The sequence below is a fragment of the Modicisalibacter tunisiensis genome (genome assembly GCF_020148005.1).
In the GTDB taxonomy this organism is placed as follows: Bacteria; Pseudomonadota; Gammaproteobacteria; order Pseudomonadales; family Halomonadaceae; genus Modicisalibacter; species Modicisalibacter tunisiensis.
On sequence record NZ_JAGXFD010000001.1, the window covers coordinates 1720255 to 1746217 of the forward strand.

A 25963-nucleotide genomic window follows, 5' to 3' on the forward strand; every position below is an offset into this window, starting at 1 on the left:
CCCGGTCGCCGGTGTGCGGCCGGGCGTCGCCGCTTGCACGATGACTGATAAGATAGTCCCGATCGCATCGCTTTCATCCGACGGGAGTCATCATGCGCCTCATTCCTGCCTCGCTGCTTTTCCTGATGCTTGCCGGCCCGCTGGGCCTGGCCGGCTGTGCCGTCCGCCAGCCCGGCTCGCCGCCGCCGGCGGTGTCCGATCTGGCCTCCGGGGAGGCGTCGGCCGACACGGCCGATGTGCCCGCGTCTCCGCTGCTGCCCTCGGCCTTCTTCGCCGACGGGGCCGATGCCTTCATCGCCTGGCGCTGCACCCCGGCTCAGGACCTGATCGCGGCGTTTCCCGAGGATCACCTGCGACTGTGGTCGGGCCAGGGCCACTACCGGCTCGACCCGGCGGTGGTGGCCTCGGGCGCCCGCTATGTCAAGGGTGACCTGTCGTTCTGGAACAAGGGCGACAAGGCGCTGGTGGAGAGCGACAACGGCCGCCTGGAGTGCCATGAGGACGTGCATCGCCGGACCCTGACGCGGGCCGATCATCCCGACTCGATCTTCCACGCCGTGGGCAACGAGCCGGGCTGGACGCTGGACCTGGACCGCCGTGCCGCCCGCCTGCACCTGGTGACCGAGTATGGCGAAAAGGCGCGCACCCTGAGCTATCAGCTGCTCGGTCTCGACAACGGCGAGCAGGCCCGTGTCACCCTGCGTGCCCACGACAACGGCGAGCCGATCACCGTGCGCCTGCGGGCGCGGGCCTGCTTCGACGCGATGAGCGGCAAGCCCTATCCGGTGCGGGTGCGCATCGAGACTCCCGAGCGGGTCCTGCAGGGCTGCGGGCAGGGCATCGAGCGCTCGCCTTGAGTCGATTTCATCGAATGGTTGGCGGAGTTTTTTGCGATTCTCATTGCAAAAAAGCCAAGTAACATGGGCGGCATGATCCATTCATCAGGAGACCGGAGCCATGACCACACCGACCAGGGTACTGCTGCTCAACAGTTCGATTCTCGGCGACAACGGCCAGTCACGAGGCCTGGCGGCCCACTTCAGGGCGCAGGCCGAGCGTCGCGGCGGCGTGACCATCACCGAGCGTGACCTGGTGAGCGATGCGCTGCCCCACCTGGACGGTGCCGAGCTGGGCAGCTGGATGATCGAGCCGGCCGAGCGCGATGCCGCCCAGCGTGAGCTGGCCGCGCGTTCCGAGACGCTGCTCGAGGAGTTCTTCGCGCATGACGTGATCGTGCTGGCGGCGCCGCTGTACAACTTGGGCATTCCCTCGCAGCTCAAGGCCTGGTTCGACCGCGTGCTGCGCGCCGGTCGCACCTTCCGCTACACCGAGAATGGCCCGCAGGGGCTGGTCGAGGGCAAGCGCGCCCTGGTGCTCGCCGCCCGCGGCGGTCAGTATGCCGGCACGCCGCTCGACTCACAGACGCCGCACCTCACCCACATGCTGGGGCTGATGGGCATCGGCGACGTCGAGTTCGTGTATGCCGAGGGGCTGGCGATGGGCGACGAGGCACGTGAGAGTGCGCTGGGCGAGGCGCACCAGGCGATCGATGCGCTGGTTGACCGCCTGTAATCAGCGCGCCGTCTATCGCCAGCGATGCCGGGCCTCAGCGCCCGGCATCGTCGTTTCCGGCGCGTGATGCGACGAAGGTGCGGTGGTCCTGGGCGACGCAGTCGGCATAGCGCATCGCCAGGGTGATGACCAGGTCGGTGAAGGCGTCCAGCCGGCCTTCCAGGTGGTGGCAGACGTGGCGGGCGAAACGGCCCGGGTCGTCGGGATTGAGCGAGCGTGAGCCGCGCAGGTGCTCGCGGGCGAGGATCCGCCCCCACTGGCGGACCAGCTTGCGGTAGGGCTTGCCGGCGTCGATCTTGTGGGTCGGGTAGTCGGCCTTGAACGGCGAGCGCTCGCGCACCGAGAACACCGTCTCGCCGAGATGCAGCCAGCCCAGGTACGGGTCGGGATGCTCGGCGATGGCATGGAAGGCGGCGGCGTGGCGAATGCCTTCGTGCGGGAAGGCGGCGCGCCAGGCGCGCTTCTCGGCGCGGTCCATCAGCCGCCAGCCCTCCGGCGGTGTCTGCTGCTTGATGTCGAGGATCACGTCGTCGTGGCCGTGGGCCTCGTCGGCCTCGATCAGCACGTAATAGCGTTCCAGCCCCAGCGAGCCGGTGCCGGCGTCGAGGCGGCGCGCCAGGTCCTTGACGCGAAAGTGCGCCGCGCCCTGGTTGGCGGCGCCGCCGGACAGGGTCTGCGGGTATTCCGTCTCCACCGCCTTGCGCAGCTGGCTGGCCTTGTCGGCCGGCAGGCCGGCCAGCTTGTTGGGGCGGTCGGCGAAGCGACGCCCCTCGCCGTCGCGCCGGGTCCACTTGCCGAGCATGCGCGCCCGGCTGTTCCTGGCGGCGACGTCGCCGAGAAAGCCCTTGAGCACGCCCTTGGCGGTATCGAGGTTGACGGCCTCGGGGATCTCGCCCTCGCGGTGGCGGGCCAGCTCGGCCTGATAGTGGGCGAGCAGGGTGGCGACCGCCTTGCGCGTGGCCTTGGCGGACAGCCCCACGTTCTCCCGGGCGTCGAGCACCACGCTGATCGCCAGGCGCCAGACGTCGTACTGGTAGTCGCCGATCAGGGCGTCGTCGAAGTCGTCCATGCCGTAGCGCACGCGATCGTCGTGGTGGCCGTAGGCGCCGAAGTTGTAGGCATGGGCGTCGCCCTGCAGCCAGGTCTGGGTCTCGGGCGTGCCGCCGAACAGCGCGACGCGCCAGTCATGCCACACGTCGTCCCAGTAGAGGTGGTTGGTGCCGCGGAAGAAGCGGTAGGGCGAGGCGGCCAGCTTGGCATACTTGGCCTCGCGGTCGGCGGCGTCGAGGCCCGCGTTGGCCCGGGTGATGGCGTCGATCACCTGGCGGGGCCGGTTGTGCAGGGTCAGGGGCTGTGACATGCGATCGATTCCTGAAAGGTGGCGGCCGCCTGGGGCGGCGGTGCGGACAGGGAGTCTAGCTCAGGCGGATGACCGGCGTGTGTCGGCGTCCGTGTCAGGCCGCGGCCCAGGGCGGGCGATGGGCGAGAGCGCGAGCGTGAACCGGGCAGTCCTCGCGATGGGCGCCGGGCAGATAGCCGGTGCTCATCAGGAACTCGTTGACGATTTCCGGGCCGGTGAAGCGGAAGGTCCGCCGGAACAGCCGGGTCCACTCGGCGAGCGAACGCGGGTGATGGGCGTCCAGCCAGGCCTTGAAGCTGCCGTGCTCGGCCTGCAGGGCCTGCACCACGCCGGCGTTGTGGATCGCGGCGTCGACCTTGCGGCGGTTGCGGATGATGCCGGCATCGCCGAGCAGACGTTCGCGTTCGGCCGCGTCGTAGGCGGCGACCCGGGCGACCTGAAAGCCGTCGAAGGCCGTCTGGAAGGCCTCGCGCTTCTTGAGCACCGTCAGCCACGACAGCCCCGCCTGGTTGATCTCCAGGACCAGGCGCTCGAACAGGGTGTCGTCATCGGCGACCGGGAAGCCGTACTCCCGGTCATGGTAGGGCCCGTGGTAGGGGTGGCCGGGGGCCAGGTCACAGTAGTCGGCCATGGCGGTTTCCGCATCGCGAATGAAGGTGCCCGGGCCGCCCGTGTGACGCGGCGGCCGTCATCGGGCATCATGCCCCAGAACGCGTCGCCGGGAAAAGCCGTTCCCGGCAGCCCACCACGGAGGAACGTGAACATGCAGTATCTGCACACCATGGTTCGGGTCAGCGACCTCGAGGCGTCGCTGCACTTCTACTGCAACCTGCTGGGACTCAAGGAGATCAGCCGCAAGGAGAGCGAGAAGGGGCGCTTCACGCTGGTCTTCCTCGCGGCACCCGAGGACGAGGCGCGGGCGCGCGAGGAAGGCACGGCAATGGTCGAGCTGACCTGGAACTGGGACCCCGAGGACTACAGCGGCGGCCGCAACTTCGGCCATCTGGCCTATCGGGTCGAGGACATCTACGCCCTGTGCGAGCATCTCCAGGCCAACGGCGTGACCATCAACCGCCCGCCGCGCGACGGCCACATGGCCTTCGTGCGCTCGCCGGACGGCATCTCCATCGAGCTGCTGCAGAAGGGCGAGGCCCTGGCGCCGCGCGAGCCGTGGGCTTCCATGGAGAATACCGGCAGCTGGTAAAGAGGGTGCTTGCAAACTACTGCGCTAGGCCATGCTGCGTCGAAATCAGCCTCGCGCGCGAGCCCGGTCAATAGTGCTCATTTACAGGCTCGTAAACTCGTGCGCGAGCCCGGTCCGCTATTTCGGCTGATTTTTCCTTGCCTGGCCGTCGCTCGTAACATTTGCAAACACCCTCTGGGTATTGGTTCAGGATCGGGGAGGAGCGCATGCAGCTGGATGACGCGTTGCACGCCGCCTTTCGCCGCGAGGCGACGGGGCTGGAGGGCATCGATGTCGCGGTCTACGAGAAGTACGACCGCGACCCGTGCGAGCCGATCATCGGCCTTGGCCCGCGCGAGGCCCCGATCGGTTTCTTCGGGCGTGACCCGGGGGAGCAGGAGGTGCGCTGGGGCGAGCCGTTCATCGGCGCCGGCGGGCAGAAGGTCCGCGAGGGATTGTACCGGGCGATCCACGGTGCGGCACTGCCGGACTTCGAGGCCTCGCGCGAGGTCGGCCGGCTGGCCTTCTGGGCCAACACCGTGCCCTACAAGCCGCTCGGCAACAAGGCCTGGCCGATGGCGGTCAAGCGCCGCTTCCAGCCGCTGATGGCCGCGGTGCTGGTGGATCACTGGCAGGGACGCGAACTGATCACCCTGGGCCGCGAGGCCTTCCTGTGGTTCGGCATCAACCAGTCCCGCGAGACGCGCCAGGCGCTCGACGCGTTCTGGAAGCGCGACGACCGCTTCGAGACCCATCACGACACTCCCCTGCAGCTGGAGAACGGCCACGCGGCGACCTTCCGGCTGTATCCGCTGCCGCATCCCTCGCCGCTCAACCAGACCTGGTACCGGCGCTTTCCGGACCTGCTGGCGGCACGCCTGGAATCACTCGATGCCGCGCGCCGGCTGGGCTGAACCGGCCGTGTGGCGAGCCTAGGCACTGTCTGAAAAGTCGACGAGCGAAGGTCAGACAAGGCAAAAATCAGCGAAAAGGCGGAGTTTACGGGGTGTAAATGAGCATTTTGAGCTGATTTTTAACGCAGTATGGCCGAGCGCAGACAGTTTTCAGACAATGCCTAGTCGGGGCGGATCGCCAGCCGCCCGCTACCCAGCAGGATCAAAGCGAGAGCGCCGATCAGGTACATCCCCTGCAGTTCCAGTGCCCAGCCGCCCTGATCGCTCAGGCTCAGCAGCTGCCCGGTATGCACCAGGGCGATGGCGACGATCATGTTGCCGGCCATCAGCACACCGGCGATGCGCGTCTGCCAGCCGAGGATCGCCATCAGCGGCGCCACCACCTCGCCGACCAGCACGCCGTAGGCCAGGACGGTGGGCAGGCCGTGATCGGCGACGAGCCCGCCGATCCAGTTGAGCGTGGCGGGGTGCAGCAGCTTGGCGATTCCGTGCAGGAGAATCAGGCCGCCGAGGCCGAGCCGCAGCAGCAGCTTGCCGAGGGCGTCGTTGTGGAGGGCGTTGCGCATCGAGTTCCTCGCCGTGAGTGGTGGGCTGATGTGACGTCCTACTATTCCATGATTGGGTCACCGGGCCCAGCCACGCTTTCCACGACGAGACAACGCCGTCGGGCGGCGCGAACAAAATCCCCCGAGCCCCTACAAAAGCCGGGACCGAGCGGCTACCCTAAGGACCGTCGAGCGTGCCGTACCTCGACGGCGCGTCCTGCCGGGCGAAGTGGCAGGGCGTATCTGATCCGGACACAAGAGACCGGGCACCAGAGAACAGAGAACGACATCGCAACCGAAGACTCGTCGCATCGCCAGGCGTGATGCGTCGTCGCGGGCCACCGGGCAAGGACGTCCGTGACACCACGACGACATCGAGCATTCGGACCATGAGGCTCCTCGTACGGCCCGGTCGCCACGAGGAAGCAGCCGCCGGCACGAGGCCGGTGGAAGGAGAAAGGGACTTTCCATGCGAGGCATCTTCCGTCCTTTGCAGGCTCGGCTGGCGCGCATGCTGCCGGTGCGTGCCCTGCCCCCCGAACGACAGCGCTACTTCCATACGCTGTCGCGACTCTACCTGATCGCCATCATCACCTACGTCGTCGACCTGATCCCGCTGTTCTGGCTGCTGGGCAGCCGGCGGCTGCTGGCGGTGTCGCTGGTCGGCCTTGCCGTGACGCTGGTGGCCCGCGAGATCCACCGGCGCGGCTACATGAGCAGTGCCGTGCTGCTGCTGCTGGGGATGATGACCGTCCACATGCTCTCGGCCCTGCAGGTCTACGGCAGCGGCCGGGGCTTCGAGCTGTATTTCGCCCTGACCCTGCTGATCACCTACATCAGCGCCCTCGACCAGCGCCTGAAGTGGCTGGTCAGCACCGGGGTGCTGACGCTGACCGCCTGGCAGCTGGTGCGTGACGGCGCGTCCGGGGGCATGCTGGCGCCCGGCGTGGCTAATGCCGTGCTGGTGGTGAACCTGGCCACGGTGAGCGTGCTGTTCGGCGTGATCCTGCGCCAGCTCGAGGGCGTGACCGAGCGTCTCGAGGTCAGCTACCGGCGTCAGGCCAATCACGATGCCCTGACCGGCGTCTACAACCGGCGTGCGGCCCTCAAGGCCGTCGAGCGTGCTCAGTTCGACGGTGCGCCCTTTGCCCTGCTGATGCTGGACATCGATCATTTCAAGCGCATCAACGATACCTACGGCCACAAGTGCGGCGACCGCGCGCTGTGCCATGTGGTCGAGTGCCTGCGTCTCAATCTGCGTGACGAGGACATGCTGGGCCGCTACGGCGGCGAGGAGTTCATCGCCGTGCTGCAGGGCATGGATCGCGAGGAGGCGATGGGCGTGGCCCGGCGTCTGCGGGCCTGCGTGAGCGACACGCCCTACGAGACGCAGAGCCACGGCACGCTGTCCCTGACGGTGAGCATCGGCGTGGCGGTGCCGCGGGAAGCCGCCGACCTCGATGCCCTGGTGGCGCTGGCCGACCAGCGGCTGTATGCCGCCAAGCGCAGCGGGCGCAATCGGGTCTGCGGCCACGACATCGAATCCCCCGCCGCCCGCGAGGCCATGCGGGAGATGCCGCTGGCCTTCGCACCGTCACGCTCGTGAGCGCCTCCGGCCCGGCCAGAGGCGGCCGGGCCGGCAGGGTCGGGGCTACAGGGCGGCGATCTTGTCGCGCTGCTCGGCGAGCACCTGGCGGCTGGCCTGGGCCTCGGCCAGCTTGGCGCGCTCCTTCTCGACCACCTCGGCGGGCGCCTTGGCAACGAAGCTCTCGTTGCCGAGCTTCTTCTCGAGTCCGCCGATGAACTTGTCCTGCTTGTCGAGCTCCTTGCCCAGGCGCTTGAGCTCGGCGTCCTTGTCGATCAGCCCGGCCATCGGCACCAGCACCTCCATGTCGCCGACCAGCTGGGTGGCGGCGAGCGGTGCCTCGGCGGGGTCGTCGAGCCATTCGGCGCTGTCCAGCTTGGCCAGCTTGGCGAGGAAGCGACGATTGGCCACGAGCCGCTCGCGATCGGCGTCGCCGCCCTTGGTCAGCAGCACGTCGAGCGGCTTGCCGGGAGCCAGGTTCATCTCGGCGCGGATGTTGCGCACCGCGACGATCACGCCCTTGAGCCACTCGATATCGCGCTCGGCGGTCTCGTCGAGGCGGGCGTCGTCGGCCTGCGGCCAGGGCTGGGTCATGAGCGACGCGCCCTCGGCGGCCGTGCCGGCCAGCGGCGCCACGCGCTGCCAGATTTCCTCGCTGATGAACGGCATCATCGGGTGCGCCAGGCGCAGGATGGCCTCGAGCACGCGCACCAGGGTGCGTCGCGTGCCGCGCTTGGCGGCCGGCGAGGCGTTGTCGTCCCACAGCACCGGCTTGGAGAGCTCCAGGTACCAGTCGCAGTACTCGTTCCAGACGAACTCGTAGAGCGCCTGGGAGGCCAGGTCGAAGCGGTAGTCGTCGAGCGTGCGGGTGACCTCGCGCTCGGTGCGCTGCAGCCGCGAGACGATCCAGCGATCGGCCAGGGACAGCTCGACCTCGCCGTCGAGCCCGACGTCCTCGCCCTCGGTGTTCATCAGCACGTAGCGCGAGGCGTTCCACAGCTTGTTGCAGAAGTTGCGGAAGCCGTCGAGACGGCCCATGTCGAACTTGACGTCACGCCCGGTGGTGGCCAGCGACAGGAAGGTGAAGCGCAGCGCGTCGGTGCCGTGGGGCTCGATGCCCTCGGGGAACTCGGCCTGGGTGGCCTTGGCGATCGCCTTGGCCTTCTGCGGCTGCATCATGTTGCCGGTGCGCTTGGCCACCAGGCTGTCCAGGTCGATGCCGTCGATCAGGTCGATGGGGTCGAGCACGTTGCCCTTGGACTTGGACATCTTCTGGCCCTGGGCGTCACGCACCAGACCGTGGACGTAGACCTGCCTGAAGGGCACCTCGCCGGTGAACTTCAGGGTCATCATGATCATCCGCGCGACCCAGAAGAAGATGATGTCGAAGCCGGTGACCAGCACGCTGGAGGGGTGGAAGGTGGCGAGTTCGGGCGTGGGTTCCGGCCAGCCCAGGGTGCCGAAGGTCCACAGCCCGGAACTGAACCAGGTGTCGAGCACGTCCTCGTCCTGGGCCAGCGCCACGTCGGCGGCCAGGCCGTACTTGTCGCGGGCCTCGGCCTCGCTGCGCGCCACGTAGACGTTGCCCTCGGCATCGTACCAGGCCGGGATGCGATGGCCCCACCACAGCTGGCGCGAGATGCACCAGTCCTGCAGGTCGCGCATCCAGGCGAAGTACATGTTCTCGTAGTTCTTCGGCACGAACTGGATATCGCCGTTCTCGACCGCCTCGATGGCGGGCTTGGCGAGCGTCTCGACGGCGACGAACCACTGGTCGGTGAGCAGCGGCTCGATGACGTCGCCACTGCGGTCGCCATAGGGCAGTGTGTTGGTGATCGTCTCGGTCTTCTCGAGCAGCCCCGCGGCCTCCATGTCGGCGACGATGCGCTCGCGGGCGGCGTAGCGATCGAGCCCGGCGTAGGCGGCCGGCAGGGCGGGATCGATGTCGTCACGTGGGCGACCCTGCAGGTCGAAGGCCTCGGCGCGCTCGCGGATGGTGGCCTCGGGGGTCATGACGTTGATCAGCGCGAGCCCCTGGCGCTTGCCGACCTCGTAGTCGTTGAAGTCGTGGGCCGGGGTGATCTTCACGCAGCCCGAGCCCTTGTCCATGTCGGCGTGCTCGTCGGCGACGACGGGAATGCGCCGGCCGACCAGCGGCAGCTCGATGAACTTGCCGATCAGCGAGGCATAGCGCGGGTCGTCCGGGTTGACCGCCACCCCGGTGTCGCCGAGCAGGGTCTCCGGGCGGGTGGTGGCGACCACCAGGTGGTCGAGCCCGGCGTCGGTTCTCGCGCCGTCGGCCAGCGGGTAGCGGAAGTGCCAGAACTGGCCCTGCTGCTCCTTGTTCTCGACCTCGAGGTCGCTGATCGCGGTGTGCAGCGTGGGATCCCAGTTGACCAGCCGCTTGCCGCGGTAGATCAGGCCCTCGTCGAACAGCCGCACGAAGACCTCCTGCACCGCCTTGTAGAAGCCGTCGTCCATGGTGAAGCGCTCCCGCGTCCAGTCGACGCTGGCGCCCATGCGACGCAGCTGGCGGGTGATGTGGCCGCCGGACTCCTGCTTCCATTCCCAGATCTTGTCGGTGAACGCCTCGCGGCCCAGGTCGTGGCGGCTCTTGCCTTCCTCGGCGGCGACCTTGCGCTCGACCAGCATCTGGGTGGCGATGCCGGCGTGGTCGGTGCCCACCTGCCACAGGGTGTTGCGGCCCTTCATGCGCTGGTAGCGCACCAGGGTGTCCATGATGGTGTCCTGGAAGGCATGCCCCATGTGCAGGCTGCCGGTGACGTTGGGCGGCGGGATCATGATCGAGAAGGGCTGACCCTCGCCCGAGGGCGCGAAGCGGTTGTCGGCTTCCCAGCGCTGGTACCAGCGGGTTTCGATCTGTTCGGGTTGGTAGGTCTTGTCCATGAGCGCTCTGTCTGACGGTGCCGGGTCGACCGAGCGCGGCCTCGCTTGTCGCGGCGCGCCACCGATCGCAGGCGTGAGGAAAAATGGGCCCGATTATAGCGTCCGTGGCCGGCAACGTCATGGGAGAGTCGGGCTGTGTAAACCCACCCGGTTGTTCACGGGAAGCCCCACCCGACTAATCGGGAGGTGGTCATTCAGGCTGACGGGCCCGCCGGGGTATCGTGGGGCGGGGATTTATCCCCGATGGCGGCTTCATCGCGACTGAAGTCGCTCCCACAGTCGCTCGGCCATGCTGGCCGGCCTGATTGAGGGTCTTGTGGGAGGGGATTCATCCCCGATGGCGGAGCCCGGTGGCCGCCCCTCGCGACTGACGTCGCTCTCACGGCCAGGCTCCGGATGAACAATCTGGTGAGAGATCACGGCTAGAGCTTGTGGGCCTTGACCGGGTATCCGCGCTGTTTGTAGGTCTGCCAGCATTCGCGCTTGGCCTCGAGCACGGCCTGATGCTGGTTGATGATCTCGGCGACCCGCTCGAAGCGCGAGAACCACTCGGGAATGGCGTCATCGAGGTTGAGCATCGCCTCGATGGGCGGGCTGTCGGGCCCGGGGTCGGGGGGCGACTCCCAGCCCAGGGTCACCGGCGGCGTCGGCGCGATGGCATCGGCGAGCAGGCCGTGGGGCAGGTAGCTCTCGGGCTTGAAGGTCCACAGCCGCTCGTCCATGTCGCGGGCCATGGCTTCGTCGCGGGTGTGAATGTGCAGCCGGTAGCCCTTGCGGTGGATGGTCTCGGCCAGCCGGCAGGCGAAGTCGAGACGCGCCTCGAGGGTGGTGTCGGGTAGGATGTAGAAATCGACGTGGGTCATGAGACTCCGTCTAAAACGGACTGCGCTCGGCCATGCAGCGTTAAAAATCGGCTCGTACGCGAGCGCGGTCAAGATGCTCATTTAACAACCTGTAAACTCCGCTCTCTCGCCGATTTTTGCCTTGCAACCCACATGGATGTGGGAAGTGCGTTGGCCCGTAGGGAACGGGCCTAGCCCTGGCCTTCGCTCGTCGGCGTTTTATCTCGGAGTCTTGGGAGTGAGGTGGCTGCCTTGCCCCCGGGAAGGCCGTCTTGCCGGGGGCAGGGAAAGCCGCTTACGCCAGCCGGGTCAGCCAGCCGCGCTTGTCCTCGCTGCGACCGTACTGCAGGTCGAGCAGGCGGGTGCGCAGGCGCTTGGCGTATTCGCCGCCGTTGTCGCCGGAAAGGCGCAGACGCTCGTCCTCGCTGACCAGCTCGCCGACCGGGGTGACCACCGCGGCGGTACCGCAGGCGAAGACCTCGACCAGCTCGCCGGAGGCCGCCCCCTCGCGCCACTCGTCGATGCTGATGTGGCGCTCTTCCGGGGTCAGGCCTTCCTCGCGCGCGAGTTCGAGGATCGAGTCGCGGGTCACGCCCTCGAGGATGGTGCCGGTGAGCTGCGGGGTGACGATGCGCCCGTCCTTGTAGACGAAGAACAGGTTCATGCCGCCGAGTTCCTCGATCCAGCGGTTCTCGACCGCATCGAGGAAGGCGACCTGGTCGCACTGGTGCGCCTCGGCTTCCTTCTGCGCGGCCAGCGAGGCGGCGTAGTTGCCGCCGCACTTGGCATAACCGGTGCCGCCCGGGGCGGCGCGCTTGTAGTTGGACGACAGCCAGATCGACACCGGCTTGACGCCGCCCTTGAAGTAGGCGCCGGCCGGTGAGGCGATCACGTAGTAGTCGACCTCCTTCGAGGGCCGCACGCCGAGGAAGGTCTCGCTGGCGATCATGAACGGACGCAGGTAGAGGCTGGTTTCCTCGCCGTCGCGCGGGGTCGGCACCCAGGCGCTGTCCTGGGCGAGCAGGGCCTTCAGCGAGCCGATGAAGTCCTCGTCGGACAGCTCGGGCAGCGCCAGGCGGCGGGCGGAGGCACGGAAGCGTTCGGCGTTCTTCTCCGGACGGAAGGTCCACACCGAGCCGTCGGCATGCCGGTAGGCCTTGACGCCCTCGAAGATCTCCTGGCCGTAGTGCAGCACGGCAGCGGCCGGATCGAGGGTCAGCGGCCCGTAGGGACGGACTTCGCGGCCGTGCCAGCCGGCGTCCGCCGTCCAGCGGATATGGGCCATGTGGTCCGTGAAGTAGCGGCCGAAGCCGGCGTTGCCGAGAATCTGCTCGCGGATGGCGGGATCCGTGGGGTGGGCGGTAGGCCGGATGTCGAAGCCTGAAGTGGTCACCGGAGGTCTCCGTAGCTGTGATGGCCGGGGCGGGCTGCCCGGCGGTCGTTACGCGTTGCGGGTTTCGTTCGGACACCGCTCGGAGGTGGTCGGGGAGGACCGGGCAGGGCGGTGCCGTGGATGCTGTCGAGAATGACACAAACGCTGCGGGCCGGGAAAGCCCGGCCCGCAGCGCGTCACGAGGACGTTAGCACGCAAATGGCTGGCTGCGAAGCCTCACTCCTCTTCGGAGACGACCGACTCGGCCTCGCGATCCAGCAGGTACTGGGTCAACAGCCCCACCGGCCGGCCACTGGCGCCCTTCTCCTTGCCGCTGCTCCAGGCGGTACCGGCGATGTCCAGATGCGCCCACGGGTAGTGGTCGGTGAAGCGCGAGAGGAAGCAACCGGCGGTAATGGTGCCCGCCGGGCGCCCGCCGACGTTGGCCAGATCGGCGAAGTTGGAGTCCAGCTGCTCCTGATACTCGTCCCACAGCGGCAGGTGCCAGGCGCGGTCCCAGGCGGTCTCGCCGGCGTCGAGCAGGTCGAGCGCCAGGTCGTCGTCGTTGGCCATCAGGCCGGTGGCGTGATGGCCCAGCGCGATGATGGCGGCACCGGTGAGGGTGGCGATGTCGACCACGCTGGCCGGCGTGAAGCGCTCGGCATAGGTCAGGGCGTCGCACAGCACCAGGCGACCCTCGGCGTCGGTGTTGAGCACTTCCACCGACAGCCCCTTGAGGGTCTTGATGATGTCGCCGGGCTTGGTGGCGCGGCCATCGGGCATGTTCTCGGCGCTGGCGACGATCGCCACCAAGTTGATCTTCGGGCGGATGGCAAGAACCGACTTGACGGTACCGAACACGCTGGCGGCACCGCACATGTCGAACTTCATCTCGTCCATGCCCGCGCCGGGCTTGAGCGAGATGCCACCGGAATCGAAGGTGATGCCCTTGCCGACCAGCACGTGGGGGGCTTCCTCGGGGTCCTCGGCGCCCTGGTACTTCATGACGATCAGCCGCGAGGGTTCATCACTGCCGCGACCCACGGAGAGCAGCGAGTGGGCGCCCAGTTCCTCCAGGGCGGCCTCGTCGAGGATCTCGACGCTCAGCGCGCCGGCGGAGGTCTTGCCGAGCTCCTCGGCCTGGGCGGCAAGGTAGCGGGGCGTGCAGACGTTGCCGGGCAGGTTGCCCAGGGTGCGGGCATAGTTGATGCCCTCGCCAACGGCCTGGCCGACCTGTGCGCCCTGGCGGGCGGCGTCGGCCTCGGCGCTGTCGGTGACCAGCAGGCCGAGTTTGGCCAGCCGTGAGGCCGGGGCAGGCTCCGACTTGAACTCGGTGAAGCGATACAGGGCGCGCAGCGTGGCCTCGCCGACCATGCGGGCCTTCCAGGCCGCGTCGCGCTCATTGACCGGCACGTCGTTGAAGGCGACCACCGCCTCGTCGACGGGCAGCTTGGCCAGTGCCGGGAAGGTGGCATCGAGGGCCTTGCGGAAATTGCCCTCGTGGCACTTGTCGCGCTCGCCGAGGCCGACCAGCAGCAGGCGTTCGGCGGCCAGGCCCGGCGCGAAGGGAATCAACTGCACGTTGCCGAGCCCGGCGTCGAAGTCGCCGCGCTCGATCAGCTGGCCGATCAGCCGTTCGCTGGCGTCGTCGAGCTTGGCGGCGGCCGGGAGCAGGTCGCCGTCCTTGAACACCGGCACCACGAGACAGGCCGTCTCCACCTTGGCCGGATTGACGGTGAGAACAGAAAATTCCATGGCGTCTCCACAGGGCTGGGGGTACTGACGGGGATCGCCGCCCGTGACGAGACAGCGCCCCGGGGAATCGGGATAATGCCGGCGGCGTCGAGCGCGGCCGGCCGAATTCCCAGTGTACGCAAAGCGCTGCGGCATTGCATGGACGTCGTGAGCGCGCCGGCGACGGGACGTGCTATCGTAAACGCGCCCTGAGGGAGACCGCTTTGATTATCTTTCGTTATCTGATTCGCGAAATCCTGATCACCATGGCGGCCGTCGCCGGCGTGCTGTTGCTGGTGATCATGGGCAGTCGCTTCATCCGTTATTTCTCGGATGCCGCCGCCGGCGAGATTCCGGTCAGCCTACTGGGTACGCTGATGCTGCTGCACATGCCCAGCTTTCTCGAGCTGATCCTGCCGCTGGCGTTCTTTCTCGGCATCCTGCTGGCCTACGGCCAGCTCTATCTCAACAGCGAGATTACCGTGCTCGTCGCCTGCGGGGTCAGCCCCAACCGGCTGCTCAAGGTGACCATGCTGCCGGCGCTGCTGGTCACGCTGCTGGTGGCGGCGTGCAGCCTGTGGCTGACCCCCACGGGGGCGCGCCAGAACGCCATGCTGATCGAGGAGCAGCAGAGCCGCCTGGATTTCTCGGCCCTGCAGCCCGGGCGCTTTCAGGACTTCGGCGACGGCCGCACGGCCTACACCCGCGACTTCAACGACGACAAGACGCGCATGCAGGACGTGTTCATCAGCGAGCGCCAGCGGCGCGGCGACGGCACCCCGGAAACCGTGGTGACGCGTGCCGAGGGCGGCTACCAGACCACCGATCCCGATACCGGCAGTCGCTTCTTGGTGCTGAAGAACGGCCGGCGTTACAGCGTCGCGCCGGGGCGCAACGTGGCCGAGCGCCTGGACTTCGAGACCTATGCCGTGCGGCTGTCGCGGGCCGCCGAGATGGCCACCCTCGACGATGCCAGGTACGCCTCGACACCGACGCTGATCGCGCGTGGCGACGTCCAGGCCCAGGCCCAGCTGCAGTGGCGCGCGAGCCTGCCGCTGATGGTGCCCATCCTCACGCTGCTGGCGCTGCCGCTGTCGCGGGTCAATCCCCGCCAGGGCCGCTTCGCCCGGCTGCTGCCGGCGATCTTCCTGCACATCAGCTACCTGAGCCTGCTGCTGGCCGCGCTGGATGCCATCGGCCGCGGCTCGTTGTCGCCGACGATCGGCATGTGGCCCATCCATCTCGGCTACCTGCTGCTGGGGCTGTGGCTGACCCGACGTTCGCAACTGGCGGGAGGACGCTGATGCTGGCCGATCGTTTCGACCGTTACCTCGCCCGCAACGTGCTGGGCGCCATCCTGGTGGTGCAACTGGTGCTGCTGGGGCTCGACCTGGTGATCAGCTTCATCAACGACCTCAACGACGTCGAGGGGGGCTACTCGACCCTCGACGTGCTGTTCTACCGCGGGCTGCAGCTGCCCTGGCGCTTCTACCAGTACGCGCCGGTGGCAGTGCTGATCGGCTCGCTGATCGGGCTGGGCAGCATGGCCTCGAGCAACGAGCTGACGGTGATTCGTGCCGCGGGACGTTCGCTGACGCGGATTCTCTGGGGGGCGATGAAGCCGCTCATCCTGATCGTCGCCATCCTGCTGCTGATCGCCGAGTTCGTCAGCCCGCGCACCGAGCAGTTCGCCAAGGCCTGGCGGCTGGAGCAGATGGAAGGCGCCGGGGCGGTGCTCAGCGAGCGTGGCGGCTGGCAGCGGGAAGGCGACGACTACTATCGCTTCGGGGCGATTCGGGCCGACGACACGGTGGTCGGCGTGACCCGCTACCACTTCGACGGCCAGCGGCTGCTCAGCGCCACTCAGGCCAGCCGGGCGGTCTGGCAGGGCGACCACTGGGAGCTCGAGAACGTCGATGTCACCCGTTTCACCGAGTCGGGCACCACCTCCCGCCATGCCCCCCGTCAGGCCTGGGACACCTCGCTCTCGCCGGCCCAGCTCAACCGTCTGCTGCGACCGGTCGACAGCCAGGCGCCCAGCGAGCTGTGGGCCTATGCACGCTACCTGCAGTCCCAGGGGCAGGCCGCCACCCAGCCGCTGCTCTATTTCTGGCAGAAGCTGCTGCTGCCGTTGACCCTGGCCTCGCTGGTGCTGGTCGCCGCCTCCTTCGTCTTCGGACCGCTGCGCAGCGTCGCCGCCGGCACACGGGTGTTCTACGGCGTGATCGTCGGCCTGTCGTTCAAGTACCTGCAGGACCTGCTGGCGCCGGCCTCCACGCTGTTCGGCTTCTCGCCGGTCTGGGCGGTGCTGGCGCCCACCCTGGGCTGCGTGGCGCTGGGGCTGTACCTGCTGCGCCGCAGCGGCTGACCCGGCCCGCCTCGCGCGGTCGGCCCCCGGCCCTGACCTGATAGCCGGCCCTCATCGTCATGATCGTTTTTGACGATGAGGGTTGCGGAGACATATGCGAATCATTTACATTCGATATCGCATTACCCAGCGAGGTGTGATCATGTACGTATGTCTCTGCAAGGGCGTTTCCGATCGGGCCATCCGCCAGGCCGTGGACGAGGGCGCGCGCAACTGGCGTGAGGTGCGCGAGCGGACCGGCTGTGCCACGCAGTGCGGCAAGTGCGCCTGCATGGGCAAGGCGATCACCCGCGATACCCTGGCGCGGCAGGCCGAGTGCGAGCCGAGCCTGGCCTACGCGATCTAGTCGAGACTGCTTGACGTTGCCATCCGTCATTTCATGGCACTTGGGAATCGTGTGTAACCTGTTGGTCTGATTGGACTTTTTTTACCCTGTCAGCAATACTGGAAGCCAATCGACCGCGGTCGGCGGCGTACCGCTGTGCCCGTGACACAACAAGGCTTGCAAGGAGATTCCCATGAAAGGCGACGTCAAGGTCATCGAGTACCTGAACACCGTGCTCGGCAACGAGCTGGTGGCGATCAACCAGTACTTCCTGCATGCCAAGATGTACAAGGACTGGGGCCTGAAGGCGCTGGCCAAGTGGGAGTACGACGAGTCGATCGAGGAGATGCGCCATGCCGACGAGCTGATCGAGCGCATCCTGTTCCTCGAGGGCCTGCCCAACCTTCAGGACCTGGGCAAGCTGCGCATCGGCGAGGATACCCGCGAGATGCTCGAGAGCGATCTGGCCCTGGAACACCAGGCACGCGGCGACCTGCTGGATGCCATTACCCACTGCGAGCAGGTGCGCGACTACGTCAGCCGTGACCTGTTCCGCAAGATCCTCGACGACGAGGAGGAGCATATCGACGCCCTCGAGACCGAACTCGGCCTGATCGACAAGGTGGGCATCGAGAACTACCTGCAGAAGCAGATGCACGACGCCGGCTGAACCACCGAGGATGGGCCGTGCAACGACGAAGGCGCCCCGCGGGGCGCCTTCGTTGCGTTCGGGGCGGCGTTTTTTCGGCGCTCCGGCGCTCCGGCGCTCCGGCGTCAGCCCAGCTCGTTGACCAGCAGCGCCTCGACGGCGGCGATGCGCTCGGCGAGCTGCGCCTCGTCGGCGGCCAGCACCGTCACATGGCCGATCTTGCGTCCCGGGCGCGGCGCCTTGCCGTAGTCGTGCCAGCGGGTGCCGGGAATGGCGAGTACCGCGTCGCGCTCGGGCAGGGTACCGATGACGTTGAGCATGGCGCAGGGGACCAGCCGCGCGGTGTCGCCCAGCGGCAGGCCGGCGATGGCGCGCAGGTGGTTCTCGAACTGGCTGGTCACCGCGCCCTCGATGCTCCAGTGGCCGGAGTTGTGCACCCGCGGGGCGATCTCGTTGGCCAGCAGGCCATCGCCGGCGACGAAGAACTCGAAGGCCATCACGCCGACGTAGTCCAGGCGCTCCATCACCCGCCGGGCGTAGTCCTCGGCGCGTGCCTGCTGCGGATGCCCGGGCTGCGGCACCGAGCAGTGCAGCATGCCCTGACGATGCTCGTTGCGCGCCAGCGGCCACACGCGCACCTCGCCATCGCGACCGCGCACGGCGATCACCGAGACCTCGTGGTCGAAGTCGATGAAGCCTTCCAGCACCATCGGCACGCCGCCCAGCTCGGCGAAGGCGCCCGCGACGTCGCCGGCCTCGCGCAGCATCTTCTGGCCCTTGCCGTCGTAGCCCAGGGTGCGGGTCTTGAGCACCGCGGGCAGGCCGATGTCGCCCACCGCGGCGTCGAGATCGGCCTGGCTGTCGATCGCCGCCACCGGGGGGAGCGGGATGTCGAGATCGCGGAACAGGGTCTTCTCGGCCCAGCGGTCGCGGGCCGTGGCCAGCGCCTGCGCGGGCGGGAAGGCCGGGCGTTCGTCGGCGAGGCGGGCGACCACCTCGGCGTCGATGTTCTCGAACTCGAAGGTGATCACGTCGCTGACCGCGATCAGTCGCTCGCGGGCGGCGGCGTCGTCCCAGGCGGCGCGCAGGTGGTCGCCGTGGAGTGCGGCGCAGGGCGCCTCGCCGGGGTCGAGGAAGGTGAAGCGGGCGTCGAAGCCGGCGCCGGCTTCGGCAAGCATGCGGCCCAGCTGGCCGCCACCGACGATACCGATACGCATGATCACTGGTCTCCCTGGTCCTGCGGGCGCGGGTCGGGGGCGTCGAGCACGGCCCGGGTCTGTTCGGCGCGATACGCCTCGAGGCGTTCGCGGATCTCGGGGTACTTGTTGCCGAGCATCGCCGCGGCCAGCAGCGCGGCATTGACCGCGCCGGCGCGGCCGATCGCCAGGGTACCGGTGGGGATGCCGGCGGGCATCTGGACGATCGACAGCAGCGAGTCGACGCCGCTGAGCATGCTCGACTGCACCGGCACGCCGAGCACCGGCAGCACGGTCTTGGCGGCGGCCATGCCGGGCAGATGAGCGGCGCCGCCGGCCCCGGCGATGATCACCTCGAGGCCGCGCTCGGCGGCGCTGCCGGCGTAGTCGAACAGCAGATCCGGGGTGCGGTGGGCGGACACCACCTGCACCTCATGCTCGATGCCCAGCCTGTCGAGGGTCTCGGTGGTGTGGCACAGGGTCGACCAGTCGGACTTCGACCCCATGATGACGCCTACCAGTGCGCTCATGCTCTTTTCCCCTTGCGGCGTCGGGCCGTTGCCGACGGGACCGTAACCGGGGCCGGCGGCCGGGACGCGCTCGCTCGTCTGTGGATGATCCGGGCGGGGCGCGCAGGCCCCGCGAAGCAGGCGCCGGATTATAGCATCGCGGCGCCCTCGGGGCATGCCGTCGGGGTCTGGATGCAGGGCAATCGCCGTTGACTCTGATGAGGGCGCCGGGGGCAGGTTGAAGAGGGGGTCCTACGCCATGGATGGCGTAGGTAGCGCCCAGGGAAGGGGTCACAGCGCCCCCTAGCAGACCTGCCGACGGATCAGACCGAGTCATGTTGCAGCTATCTACATAGCCCTGGACCTAGATGAAAGAGGCCTCGAGCTCGAAGCGCGGCACCGGCTCGCCGGCGACCTCGACGGTTTCGCTGAACATCGAAAGCGGCCTGACCCACAGGCCGTAATCGCCGTAGAGCGCCCGGTAGACCACCAGCGGCTCCTCGGTCTCGCTGTGATGGGCCACGCCGAGCACCTCGTAGGTCTGCCCCTTGTAGTGACGGTAGATGCCCGGCACCGGGTGGCTGGATTCACGAGACATCGGCGCTCTCCTCGGTAATGGGTGTCGGGGCCGGGCGTGCGGCCAGCCTGGCCAGTACGCGTGCGGCGGCGGTGAAACCGAAGCTGCCGGTGACGAAGGTCGCCGCGCCGAAGCCGCTGGCGCAGTCGAGCCGGGTGGCCTCGCCGCTGCCCGGCTTCTGCAGGCAGACCTCGCCGTCGCTGCCCGGATAGACGAGCTGCTCGTCAGAATAGACGCATTCCACGCCGAAGCGGCGTTTCGGGTTGCGCGAGAAGCCGAAATCCCGGCGCAGCCGGGCGCGCACCTTGGCCAGCAACGGATCGTGCTCGGTGCGGGCCAGGTCGGCGACGCGGATGCGCGTGGGGTCGGTCTGGCCGCCGGCGGCGCCGGTGACGGTCAGGCCCAGCTTGCGGCGCTTGCACCAGGCGATCAGCGCGGCCTTGGCGACGACGCTGTCGATGGCGTCGACCACGTGGTCGGCGTCCTCGGGCAGGCGCTCGGCGAGATTGGTCGGGGTGACGAAGGCGGTGTCGGCGACGACCTCGATCCCGGGATGGATCGCCCGGCAGCGCTCGGCCAGCACCGCGACCTTGGGGCGGCCGATGGTGCCGTCCAGGGCGTGGAGCTGACGGTTGACGTTGGACACGCAGACGTCGTCCAGGTCGATCAGCGTCAGCCGGCCGATGCCGGCGCGGGCCAGCGCCTCCACCGTCCAGCTGCCGACACCGCCGACACCCACCACCACCACGTGAGCGTGGCGGAAGCGCTCGGCGGCCCGGGCGCCGTAGAGGCGACGGATGCCGCCGAAGCGAAGGTCGTAATCGTCGTTCATGGCGTCTCCTCGGCAATGCCGCGAGAGGCCGACGGGGCGGCCTCGGACCAGTGGTAGCCGTCGCCCGGCGCATGCGCCGACCAGCCGAAGCGCGTGAACAGCCGCTGCATGTCCGGTTCGAGCGCGCCGCGCAGACACAGGGTGGCCTCGGCTCGCGGATGCCGGACATGCAGCTCGACGGCGGCCAGCAGCAGGCGCGGGCAGTCCAGCCGCTCGCGGAAGAAGCGGTTGTGCACGCCCTTGCCGTGCTTGGCGTCGCCGATGATCGGGTAGCCGCGCCGCGACAGATGACGGCGAATCTGGTGGCGACGTCCGGTCAGCGGCCGCGCCTCCATCAGTGAATAGCGCGTGGTCGGGTAGCGGTCGACGCTCACCGGCAGTTCCACGCTGTCGAGCCGGCACACCTCGGTGAGCGCCGGCTGGGCGGGCATCTCGGCCTTGGGGCGCGGCCCGTCCTCGTCGCGCAGCGGGCCGTCGAGGCGGTCCCGTTCGGGGCCGACACCGCGCACCACCGCCAGGTAGCGCTTGTGCACCCGGTGCGCGGCGAAGGCCTCGCCGAGCTCCCGCGCCGTGTCGGCGTCCAGGGCGAACAGCAGCACGCCGGAGGTCGGCCGGTCCAGGCGGTGCACCGGGTAGACGCGCTGGCAAAGCTGATCGCGCAGCAGCTGCAGGGCGAAGCGCGACTCGCCCCGCGCCAGGGCGGTGCGATGCACCAGCAGGCCCGGGGGCTTGCGCACGGCGACCAGATGGTCGTCCCGGTAGAGGATCGGCAGCGGCTCGTTCATCGCGGCAAGACGTGTCGTGTGGCAGAAGGGCGGGCATTGTCGCCGTTCGTGGCGGTGGCTGTCACCCTTCTTGCGGGGCGGCGTAGACGGCTGACTCGCTCGCGGCTGGTGCCGACGACAAGTCTTCGAGGGGGGCGCTGTGGACCCTTCCCTGGGCGCTACCTCGGCCATCCCCGGGCCGAGGACCCCCTCTCCGGTCTGTCCCCGGCGCCTCTCGCGACAGTGCTGCAGGCCGGGACCTATGAAGGCGGGCGGCGATGGTATAGTCAAGGGCCGAGATCGACGCGGAGCCCGCCATGAGCCAGCCCGATTCCCGCCGCCTGGTGGTCCTCACCGGGGCCGGCATCAGCGCCGAGAGCGGCCTGAAGACCTTTCGCGACGGCGACGGCCTGTGGGAGAACCATCGCATCGAGGACGTCGCCACGCCGGAGGCCTGGGCGCGCGATCCCGAGCGCGTGCTGCGCTTCTACGACGAGCGCCGCGAGCAGGTGCGCCGCGCCCGCCCCAACCCGGCGCATCAGGCCCTGGCGCGCCTCGAGCGGGCGGGCTTCGCGGTGCGGATCATCACCCAGAACATCGACGACCTGCATGAGCGGGCCGGCTCCTCGGACGTGCTTCACCTGCACGGCGAGATCCTCAAGGCGCGCTCCAGCGTCGACCCGCGCCTGCTCTATCCGCTGGCCCGCGGCGGCATCCGCCCGGGTGACCTGTGCGACAAGGGCAGCCAGCTGCGCCCGCATGTGGTGTGGTTCGGCGAGGCGGTGCCGGCCTATGGTCCGGCCTGCGACAGCGTCGCCGAGGCCGACCTGCTGCTGGTGGTGGGCACCTCGCTGACGGTGATGCCGGCGGCGATGCTGCTCGATGCCGCCCCCGTCGAGTGCCCCTGCCTGCTGGTCGATCCCCGGGCCAGCGAGGTCTCGCCGCGCTGGGTCACCGCCTTCGACGAGCTGGCGAGCCGTGGTGTGCCACGACTGGTCGAGCAGTGGCTGGCGGCGGGGCGGCTGCTCGCGCCGTCGTGATGCCCGCCCTGCCGGGGCGGGACGCCATCGATTGACGGGCTACCGGGCCGGGCATGCTAGAATGCCCGGCCCTGTCGTTGATGGCCTGTCCTGCCCATGAAAGATGATTCCGACGCTCCGATCGCCGAGCGGGCGCCCGCGCCGGACGTGGCGTCCGATGCGCAGGCCGACCCGCCGCGCAAGCCCTTCAAGGCCCGCGGCAGCTTCGTCGAGCGCTGCGAGGAGTGCCGCCTGCCGGTGCTCAACTGCCTGTGTCCCTACTGCGTCACCGCCGAGAGCACCACGCGCGTGTGGCTGCTGACCCACCCGCTGGAGCATTACAAGCCCACCAACACCGGGCGGCTGATCGGCGACGTGCTGGCCGACACCGAGGTCTTCACCTGGCGGCGCACCGAGCCGGACGAGCGTCTGCTGGCGCTGCTCGACGACCCGCGCTTCGCGCCCTTCGTGGTGTTTCCCGACGACCAGCCGGACTACGCCGATCGCGTGGTGGGGCCGGAGGCCGTGCACGAGGCGCGCGACGACGGGCGCATACCGGTTCTGATCCTGCTCGACGGCACCTGGCGCCAGGCGCGGCGGATCTTCCGCAAGAGTCCGTATCTCGACACCCTGCCGGTGCTGCCGCTGCACACCTCCCGACACACGCGGTATCACCTGCGCAAGCCGGCTTCGGCCGCGCATCTGTGCACCGCCGAGGTCGCCGCCGAACTGCTGCGCCAGGTCGGCGATGCCACGGCGGCGGACGTGCTCGACGACTATTTCGATGTCTTCAACGACAGCTACGCTTCCAGCCGGCGCCACAGCAAGCTGGAGGCACCGACCCCGGCGATGAAGCGGCTGCTGGCGCGTCGCTCGGTGTAGTCGGTCAGAGCAGCTGGTCGGCGATGCGCAGTCCGGCGATCCAGGTGCCGGCGGCGGAGCCGAGGGTGGCGAGCAGAAAGACCAGCAGGGTGCGCGAGACGCGGTTGCGCCACCAGCCCTTCACCGAACTGACGTCGCGGCGCAGGCGCGAGAAATCGCGCACCTTGGGCTTGCGCAGGGCCAGCTCGACGCCGGCGGCGACGAAGCCGGCGCCGATGGTGGGGTTGAGCGAGGTCAGCGGCGCGGCGACGAAGGTCGCCAGGATGGTGAGCGGATGCGCCAGGGCGATCGCCGAGCCCAGCGCCGAGAGCACGCCGTTGATCAAAAACCACTCGGCGATCAGCTGCCAGCCGAGCTGGGTGTCCCGCGAGAAGCCGATCGCGAAGCCGGCCAGCACCAGCACCGTGACCAGCCAGGGCAGGGCCTTCCACCAGCGCGTCCGCGGCGGCGTGGCCTCCAGTTCGGCGCGCTCGGCGCCGGGATCCTCGGGCAGCGGTTGCGAAAGATGTTCGGCGAGCCCCTTGAGATGGCCGGCGCCGATCACCACCAGCACGTGGCGATGAGGCGGGTCGCGGCGCTCCTCGGCCAGGCGCAGGGCCATGTAGCGGTCGCGTTCGCGAATCAGCGGCTCGTAGAGGGTCTCGGAGCGCTCGGCGAACTCGGCGAAGGTGGATTCCAGCACGTCGCCCTGCTTGAGCCGCTCGATGTCCTCGCTGGACACCGTGTCGCGGGAGAACAGGCTGCCCACCAGGCCGCCGATCAGGCCGGCGCGCTGCCACCAGGGCACCCGGGTATAGATGCGCTTGAGGGTCACGCCGATGTCGCGGTCGATGAGCAGCAGCGGCAGGTCGGCACGCCGGCAGGCCTGGACGGCGGCACGCATCTCGGCGCCGGGTTCGATGCCGGACTGCTCGGCAACGCGCTGCTGGAAGGCGCCCAGTGCCAGGCTGGCGGCGACCATGCCGGCCTTGCCCTGGCGGAAGATCTGGAACAGGTCCTGATCGTCCATGCTCCTGGGCTGGGTGAGGTTCTGGTGGCGCGAGGGGCACAGTTCGACGGCCACGGCGTCGAACTCGCCGGAGTCGATCAGCTCGCGAACCTCGTCGGCGCTGGCGCGCGAGACGTGGGCGGTGCCCAGCAGGGTGTAGCGGGTGTCGCCGGCGTCGATCACCTGGCGCGGGCCGCGGGTGGTGTCCGGCGAGGCGATGTCCTGGGTGTCGGTCATGAGGGCTCGCTGTTTCAGGCAGAAACTCGATTATCCACGCCATGGCCGGGGGGGCAAACGCCAGCGGTGATTGAACTGTAAATGAGTATTTTGAGCCGATTTTTAACGCCGTATTGCCGAGCGCAGGCAGTTTTCGTATAAAGCCTAGCGTCGCCAGAAGGCGGGCGTGAATAACACCAGCACCGTGAAGATCTCCAGACGCCCCAGCACCATCGCCACCACCAGGATCCACTTGGCCAGTGCCGGGATCTCGCCGAAGTCGGTGGCCACCTCACCGAGCCCCGGCCCCAGGTTGTTGAGTGCCGAGCCCACCGCGGACCAGGCGGTGACCTGATCGAGCCCGGTGGCCAGCAGGCCGATCAGCATCAGGAAGAACAGCAGCACGTAGACCGCGAAGAAGCCCCACACCGCCTGGGCGACGCCGTCGGTCACCCGTATCTTGCCGACCTTGATGGCGATCACCGCGGTGGGATGGATCAGACGGGTCACCTCGCGCATACCCTGCTTGAAGATCAGCAGGATGCGGATCACCTTCATGCCGCCGCCGGCCGAGCCCGAGCAGGCGCCGACGAAGGCGGCGACGAACAGCATGAAGGGCAGGGCGCCCGGCCACAGCGAGAAGTCGGCGACCCCGAAGCCGGTGGTGGTGGCCACCGAGACCGCCTCGAACAGCCCGTGACGCAGCGCCTTCCACTGTGTGTAGTTGGGGTCGGCGAGCAGGGTGGCGATGCTGAGCAGGCTCAACAGCGCCAGGAAGCTCACGAAGAAGCGAAACTCCGGATCGTGCAGGTAGTGGCTCAGGCGCTTCTCGCGCCAGACCGCGAAGTGCAGCCCGAAGCTGGCCGAGGAAATCACCATGAAGACCACGCAGATCTGCTCGATGGTCGGGCTGTCGAAGTAGCCGATGCTGGCGTCATGGGTCGAGAAGCCGCCGATCGCCACCGTCGAGAAGCTGTGGCCCAGGGCATCGAACCAGTTCATGCCGGCCAGCCAGTAGGCCAGCCCGCAGATAATGGTCAGCGCCGCATAGATGTACCACAGCGCCTTGGCGGTCTCGGTGATGCGCGGGGTAAGCTTGGAGTCCTTGAGCGGGCCGGGAATCTCGGTGCGGTAGAGCTGCATGCCGCCGATGCCCAGCGTCGGCAGGATGGCCACCGCCAGCACCACGATGCCCATGCCGCCCAGCCACTGCAGCTGCTGGCGGTAGTAGCGGATGCCCTCCGGCAGCAGGTCGATGCCGGTGAGCACGGTGGCGCCGGTGGTGGTCAGCCCGGAGAAGGACTCGAACACCGCATCGGTCCAGGACAGCGAGGGGGCGCTGGACAGCATCAGCGGCAACGAGCCGAACAGGCCCAGCACGCTCCAGAACAGCACGGTGATCAGGAAGCCGTCGCGGGTGCGCAGCTCCTTGTGGGCGCGGCGGTTGGGCCAGTAGACCAGCGCGCCGGTGCCGGCGGTGATCACCATGGCGATGGCGAAGGCATGCCAGTCGCCGTCGGCGAACAGCCAGGAGATCAGGATCGGCGGCACCAGGGTCAGGCTGAACAGCATCAGCAGCAGACCCAGGATACGCAGGGCGACGCGCGGACTCATGACGGCGTTC

The 25963-nt window shown here is 68.6% G+C and carries 25 protein-coding genes; 11 read left to right on the plus strand and 14 right to left on the minus strand.

The window, feature by feature from the left end:
• Positions 1 to 92: 92 nt before the first annotated feature.
• Both KGQ91_RS08010 and KGQ91_RS08015 read left to right on the plus strand, forming a co-directional pair.
• On the plus strand, positions 93 to 857 hold the full coding sequence (locus KGQ91_RS08010) for an MliC family protein (RefSeq protein ID WP_224420717.1): 765 nt from the start codon (positions 93 to 95) through the stop codon (positions 855 to 857).
• Positions 858 to 957: 100 nt separating this feature from the next.
• Positions 958 to 1572 carry an FMN-dependent NADH-azoreductase gene (locus KGQ91_RS08015; protein WP_224420718.1) on the plus strand — a complete coding sequence of 205 codons (615 nt, stop codon included), beginning with the start codon at positions 958 to 960 and terminating at the stop codon, positions 1570 to 1572.
• A gap of 34 nt (positions 1573 to 1606) precedes the next feature.
• Here the strand turns inward: KGQ91_RS08015 and KGQ91_RS08020 are convergent, their stop codons facing one another.
• Together KGQ91_RS08020 and KGQ91_RS08025 are read right to left on the minus strand one after the other, a co-directional pair.
• Positions 1607 to 2932: a DUF2252 domain-containing protein gene (locus tag KGQ91_RS08020; RefSeq protein WP_224420719.1), complete on the minus strand. Its 1326-nt coding sequence runs from the start codon at positions 2930 to 2932 to the stop codon at positions 1607 to 1609.
• Positions 2933 to 3026: 94 nt separating this feature from the next.
• The gene (locus KGQ91_RS08025; RefSeq protein WP_224420720.1) at positions 3027 to 3563 is read right to left on the minus strand and encodes a DNA-3-methyladenine glycosylase I; all 537 of its coding nucleotides are present in this window, start codon (positions 3561 to 3563) and stop codon (positions 3027 to 3029) included.
• Between the two features lie 132 nt (positions 3564 to 3695).
• On the opposite strand from KGQ91_RS08025, the gene gloA reads away from it, so the two are divergent.
• Positions 3696 to 4136: a lactoylglutathione lyase gene (gene gloA, locus KGQ91_RS08030; RefSeq protein WP_163650336.1), complete on the plus strand. Its 441-nt coding sequence runs from the start codon at positions 3696 to 3698 to the stop codon at positions 4134 to 4136.
• A gap of 206 nt (positions 4137 to 4342) precedes the next feature.
• Positions 4343 to 5029, plus strand: a complete 687-nt coding sequence (locus KGQ91_RS08035; RefSeq protein WP_163650337.1) for a uracil-DNA glycosylase family protein — start codon at positions 4343 to 4345, stop codon at positions 5027 to 5029.
• 161 nt (positions 5030 to 5190) lie between these two features.
• Here the strand turns inward: KGQ91_RS08035 and KGQ91_RS08040 are convergent, their stop codons facing one another.
• Positions 5191 to 5595, minus strand: coding sequence for a DoxX family protein (locus KGQ91_RS08040; RefSeq protein WP_224415567.1), 405 nt, complete (start codon positions 5593 to 5595; stop codon positions 5191 to 5193).
• A 448-nt stretch (positions 5596 to 6043) separates the two neighbouring features.
• Here KGQ91_RS08040 and KGQ91_RS08045 point away from each other — a divergent pair, with 448 nt between their 5' ends.
• Positions 6044 to 7180 carry a GGDEF domain-containing protein gene (locus KGQ91_RS08045; RefSeq protein WP_224415566.1) on the plus strand — a complete coding sequence of 379 codons (1137 nt, stop codon included), beginning with the start codon at positions 6044 to 6046 and terminating at the stop codon, positions 7178 to 7180.
• Positions 7181 to 7225: 45 nt separating this feature from the next.
• Here KGQ91_RS08045 and KGQ91_RS08050 read toward each other — a convergent pair whose 3' ends face one another.
• The 4 genes from KGQ91_RS08050 to KGQ91_RS08065 all read right to left on the minus strand — a co-directional run bounded on the left by KGQ91_RS08050 (position 7226) and on the right by KGQ91_RS08065 (position 14035).
• Complete coding sequence (locus tag KGQ91_RS08050; protein ID WP_224420721.1) at positions 7226 to 10066, minus strand: valine--tRNA ligase; 2841 nt, start codon at positions 10064 to 10066, stop codon at positions 7226 to 7228.
• 422 nt (positions 10067 to 10488) lie between these two features.
• Positions 10489 to 10929 carry a DNA polymerase III subunit chi gene (locus KGQ91_RS08055; RefSeq protein ID WP_224415564.1) on the minus strand — a complete coding sequence of 147 codons (441 nt, stop codon included), beginning with the start codon at positions 10927 to 10929 and terminating at the stop codon, positions 10489 to 10491.
• Between the two features lie 274 nt (positions 10930 to 11203).
• On the minus strand, positions 11204 to 12301 hold the full coding sequence (locus tag KGQ91_RS08060) for a branched-chain amino acid aminotransferase (RefSeq protein WP_224420722.1): 1098 nt from the start codon (positions 12299 to 12301) through the stop codon (positions 11204 to 11206).
• Positions 12302 to 12517: 216 nt separating this feature from the next.
• Entirely contained in the window at positions 12518 to 14035 is a 1518-nt protein-coding gene (locus KGQ91_RS08065) for a leucyl aminopeptidase (RefSeq protein WP_224420723.1), read from the minus strand.
• Between the two features lie 203 nt (positions 14036 to 14238).
• On the opposite strand from KGQ91_RS08065, the gene lptF reads away from it, so the two are divergent.
• The 4 genes from lptF to bfr all read left to right on the plus strand — a co-directional run bounded on the left by lptF (position 14239) and on the right by bfr (position 17377).
• Complete coding sequence (lptF, locus tag KGQ91_RS08070; RefSeq protein ID WP_163647793.1) at positions 14239 to 15318, plus strand: LPS export ABC transporter permease LptF; 1080 nt, start codon at positions 14239 to 14241, stop codon at positions 15316 to 15318.
• Positions 15318 to 16382, plus strand: a complete 1065-nt coding sequence (gene lptG, locus KGQ91_RS08075; RefSeq protein ID WP_163647792.1) for an LPS export ABC transporter permease LptG — start codon at positions 15318 to 15320, stop codon at positions 16380 to 16382. The genes lptF and lptG overlap by 1 nt, the downstream gene beginning before the upstream one ends.
• Before the next feature lie 142 nt (positions 16383 to 16524).
• On the plus strand, positions 16525 to 16728 hold the full coding sequence (locus KGQ91_RS08080; protein WP_163647791.1) for a (2Fe-2S)-binding protein: 204 nt from the start codon (positions 16525 to 16527) through the stop codon (positions 16726 to 16728).
• Positions 16729 to 16900: 172 nt separating this feature from the next.
• Positions 16901 to 17377: a bacterioferritin gene (gene bfr, locus KGQ91_RS08085; protein WP_163647790.1), complete on the plus strand. Its 477-nt coding sequence runs from the start codon at positions 16901 to 16903 to the stop codon at positions 17375 to 17377.
• Between the two features lie 104 nt (positions 17378 to 17481).
• On the opposite strand, the gene KGQ91_RS08090 is transcribed toward bfr, so the two are convergent.
• The 5 genes from KGQ91_RS08090 to KGQ91_RS08110 form a co-directional block, all read right to left on the minus strand.
• Complete coding sequence (locus tag KGQ91_RS08090) at positions 17482 to 18573, minus strand: 5-(carboxyamino)imidazole ribonucleotide synthase (RefSeq protein WP_163647789.1); 1092 nt, start codon at positions 18571 to 18573, stop codon at positions 17482 to 17484.
• A gap of 2 nt (positions 18574 to 18575) precedes the next feature.
• Positions 18576 to 19082, minus strand: a complete 507-nt coding sequence (gene purE / locus KGQ91_RS08095; RefSeq protein WP_224420724.1) for a 5-(carboxyamino)imidazole ribonucleotide mutase — start codon at positions 19080 to 19082, stop codon at positions 18576 to 18578.
• Between the two features lie 343 nt (positions 19083 to 19425).
• Positions 19426 to 19659 (minus strand): DUF1653 domain-containing protein, encoded by a 234-nt coding sequence (locus KGQ91_RS08100; protein ID WP_163647787.1) that lies wholly within the window; start codon positions 19657 to 19659, stop codon positions 19426 to 19428.
• A complete protein-coding gene (tcdA, locus tag KGQ91_RS08105) occupies positions 19649 to 20470 on the minus strand; it encodes a tRNA cyclic N6-threonylcarbamoyladenosine(37) synthase TcdA (protein WP_224420725.1) in 822 nt (273 codons plus the stop codon). The genes KGQ91_RS08100 and tcdA overlap by 11 nt, the downstream gene beginning before the upstream one ends.
• Positions 20467 to 21255 carry a pseudouridine synthase gene (locus KGQ91_RS08110; RefSeq protein WP_163647785.1) on the minus strand — a complete coding sequence of 263 codons (789 nt, stop codon included), beginning with the start codon at positions 21253 to 21255 and terminating at the stop codon, positions 20467 to 20469. Before KGQ91_RS08110 ends, tcdA begins: the two co-directional genes overlap by 4 nt.
• Positions 21256 to 21551: 296 nt before the next feature.
• On the opposite strand from KGQ91_RS08110, the gene KGQ91_RS08115 reads away from it, so the two are divergent.
• The gene (locus KGQ91_RS08115) at positions 21552 to 22274 is read left to right on the plus strand and encodes an SIR2 family NAD-dependent protein deacylase (protein WP_224420726.1); all 723 of its coding nucleotides are present in this window, start codon (positions 21552 to 21554) and stop codon (positions 22272 to 22274) included.
• Positions 22275 to 22370: 96 nt separating this feature from the next.
• Positions 22371 to 23135 carry a tRNA-uridine aminocarboxypropyltransferase gene (locus KGQ91_RS08120; RefSeq protein WP_224420727.1) on the plus strand — a complete coding sequence of 255 codons (765 nt, stop codon included), beginning with the start codon at positions 22371 to 22373 and terminating at the stop codon, positions 23133 to 23135.
• 4 nt (positions 23136 to 23139) lie between these two features.
• Here KGQ91_RS08120 and KGQ91_RS08125 read toward each other — a convergent pair whose 3' ends face one another.
• On the minus strand, positions 23140 to 24360 hold the full coding sequence (locus KGQ91_RS08125; RefSeq protein ID WP_224420728.1) for a TraB/GumN family protein: 1221 nt from the start codon (positions 24358 to 24360) through the stop codon (positions 23140 to 23142).
• Between the two features lie 144 nt (positions 24361 to 24504).
• Positions 24505 to 25953 carry a TrkH family potassium uptake protein gene (locus KGQ91_RS08130; protein ID WP_163647781.1) on the minus strand — a complete coding sequence of 483 codons (1449 nt, stop codon included), beginning with the start codon at positions 25951 to 25953 and terminating at the stop codon, positions 24505 to 24507.
• Positions 25954 to 25963 lie beyond the last annotated feature (10 nt).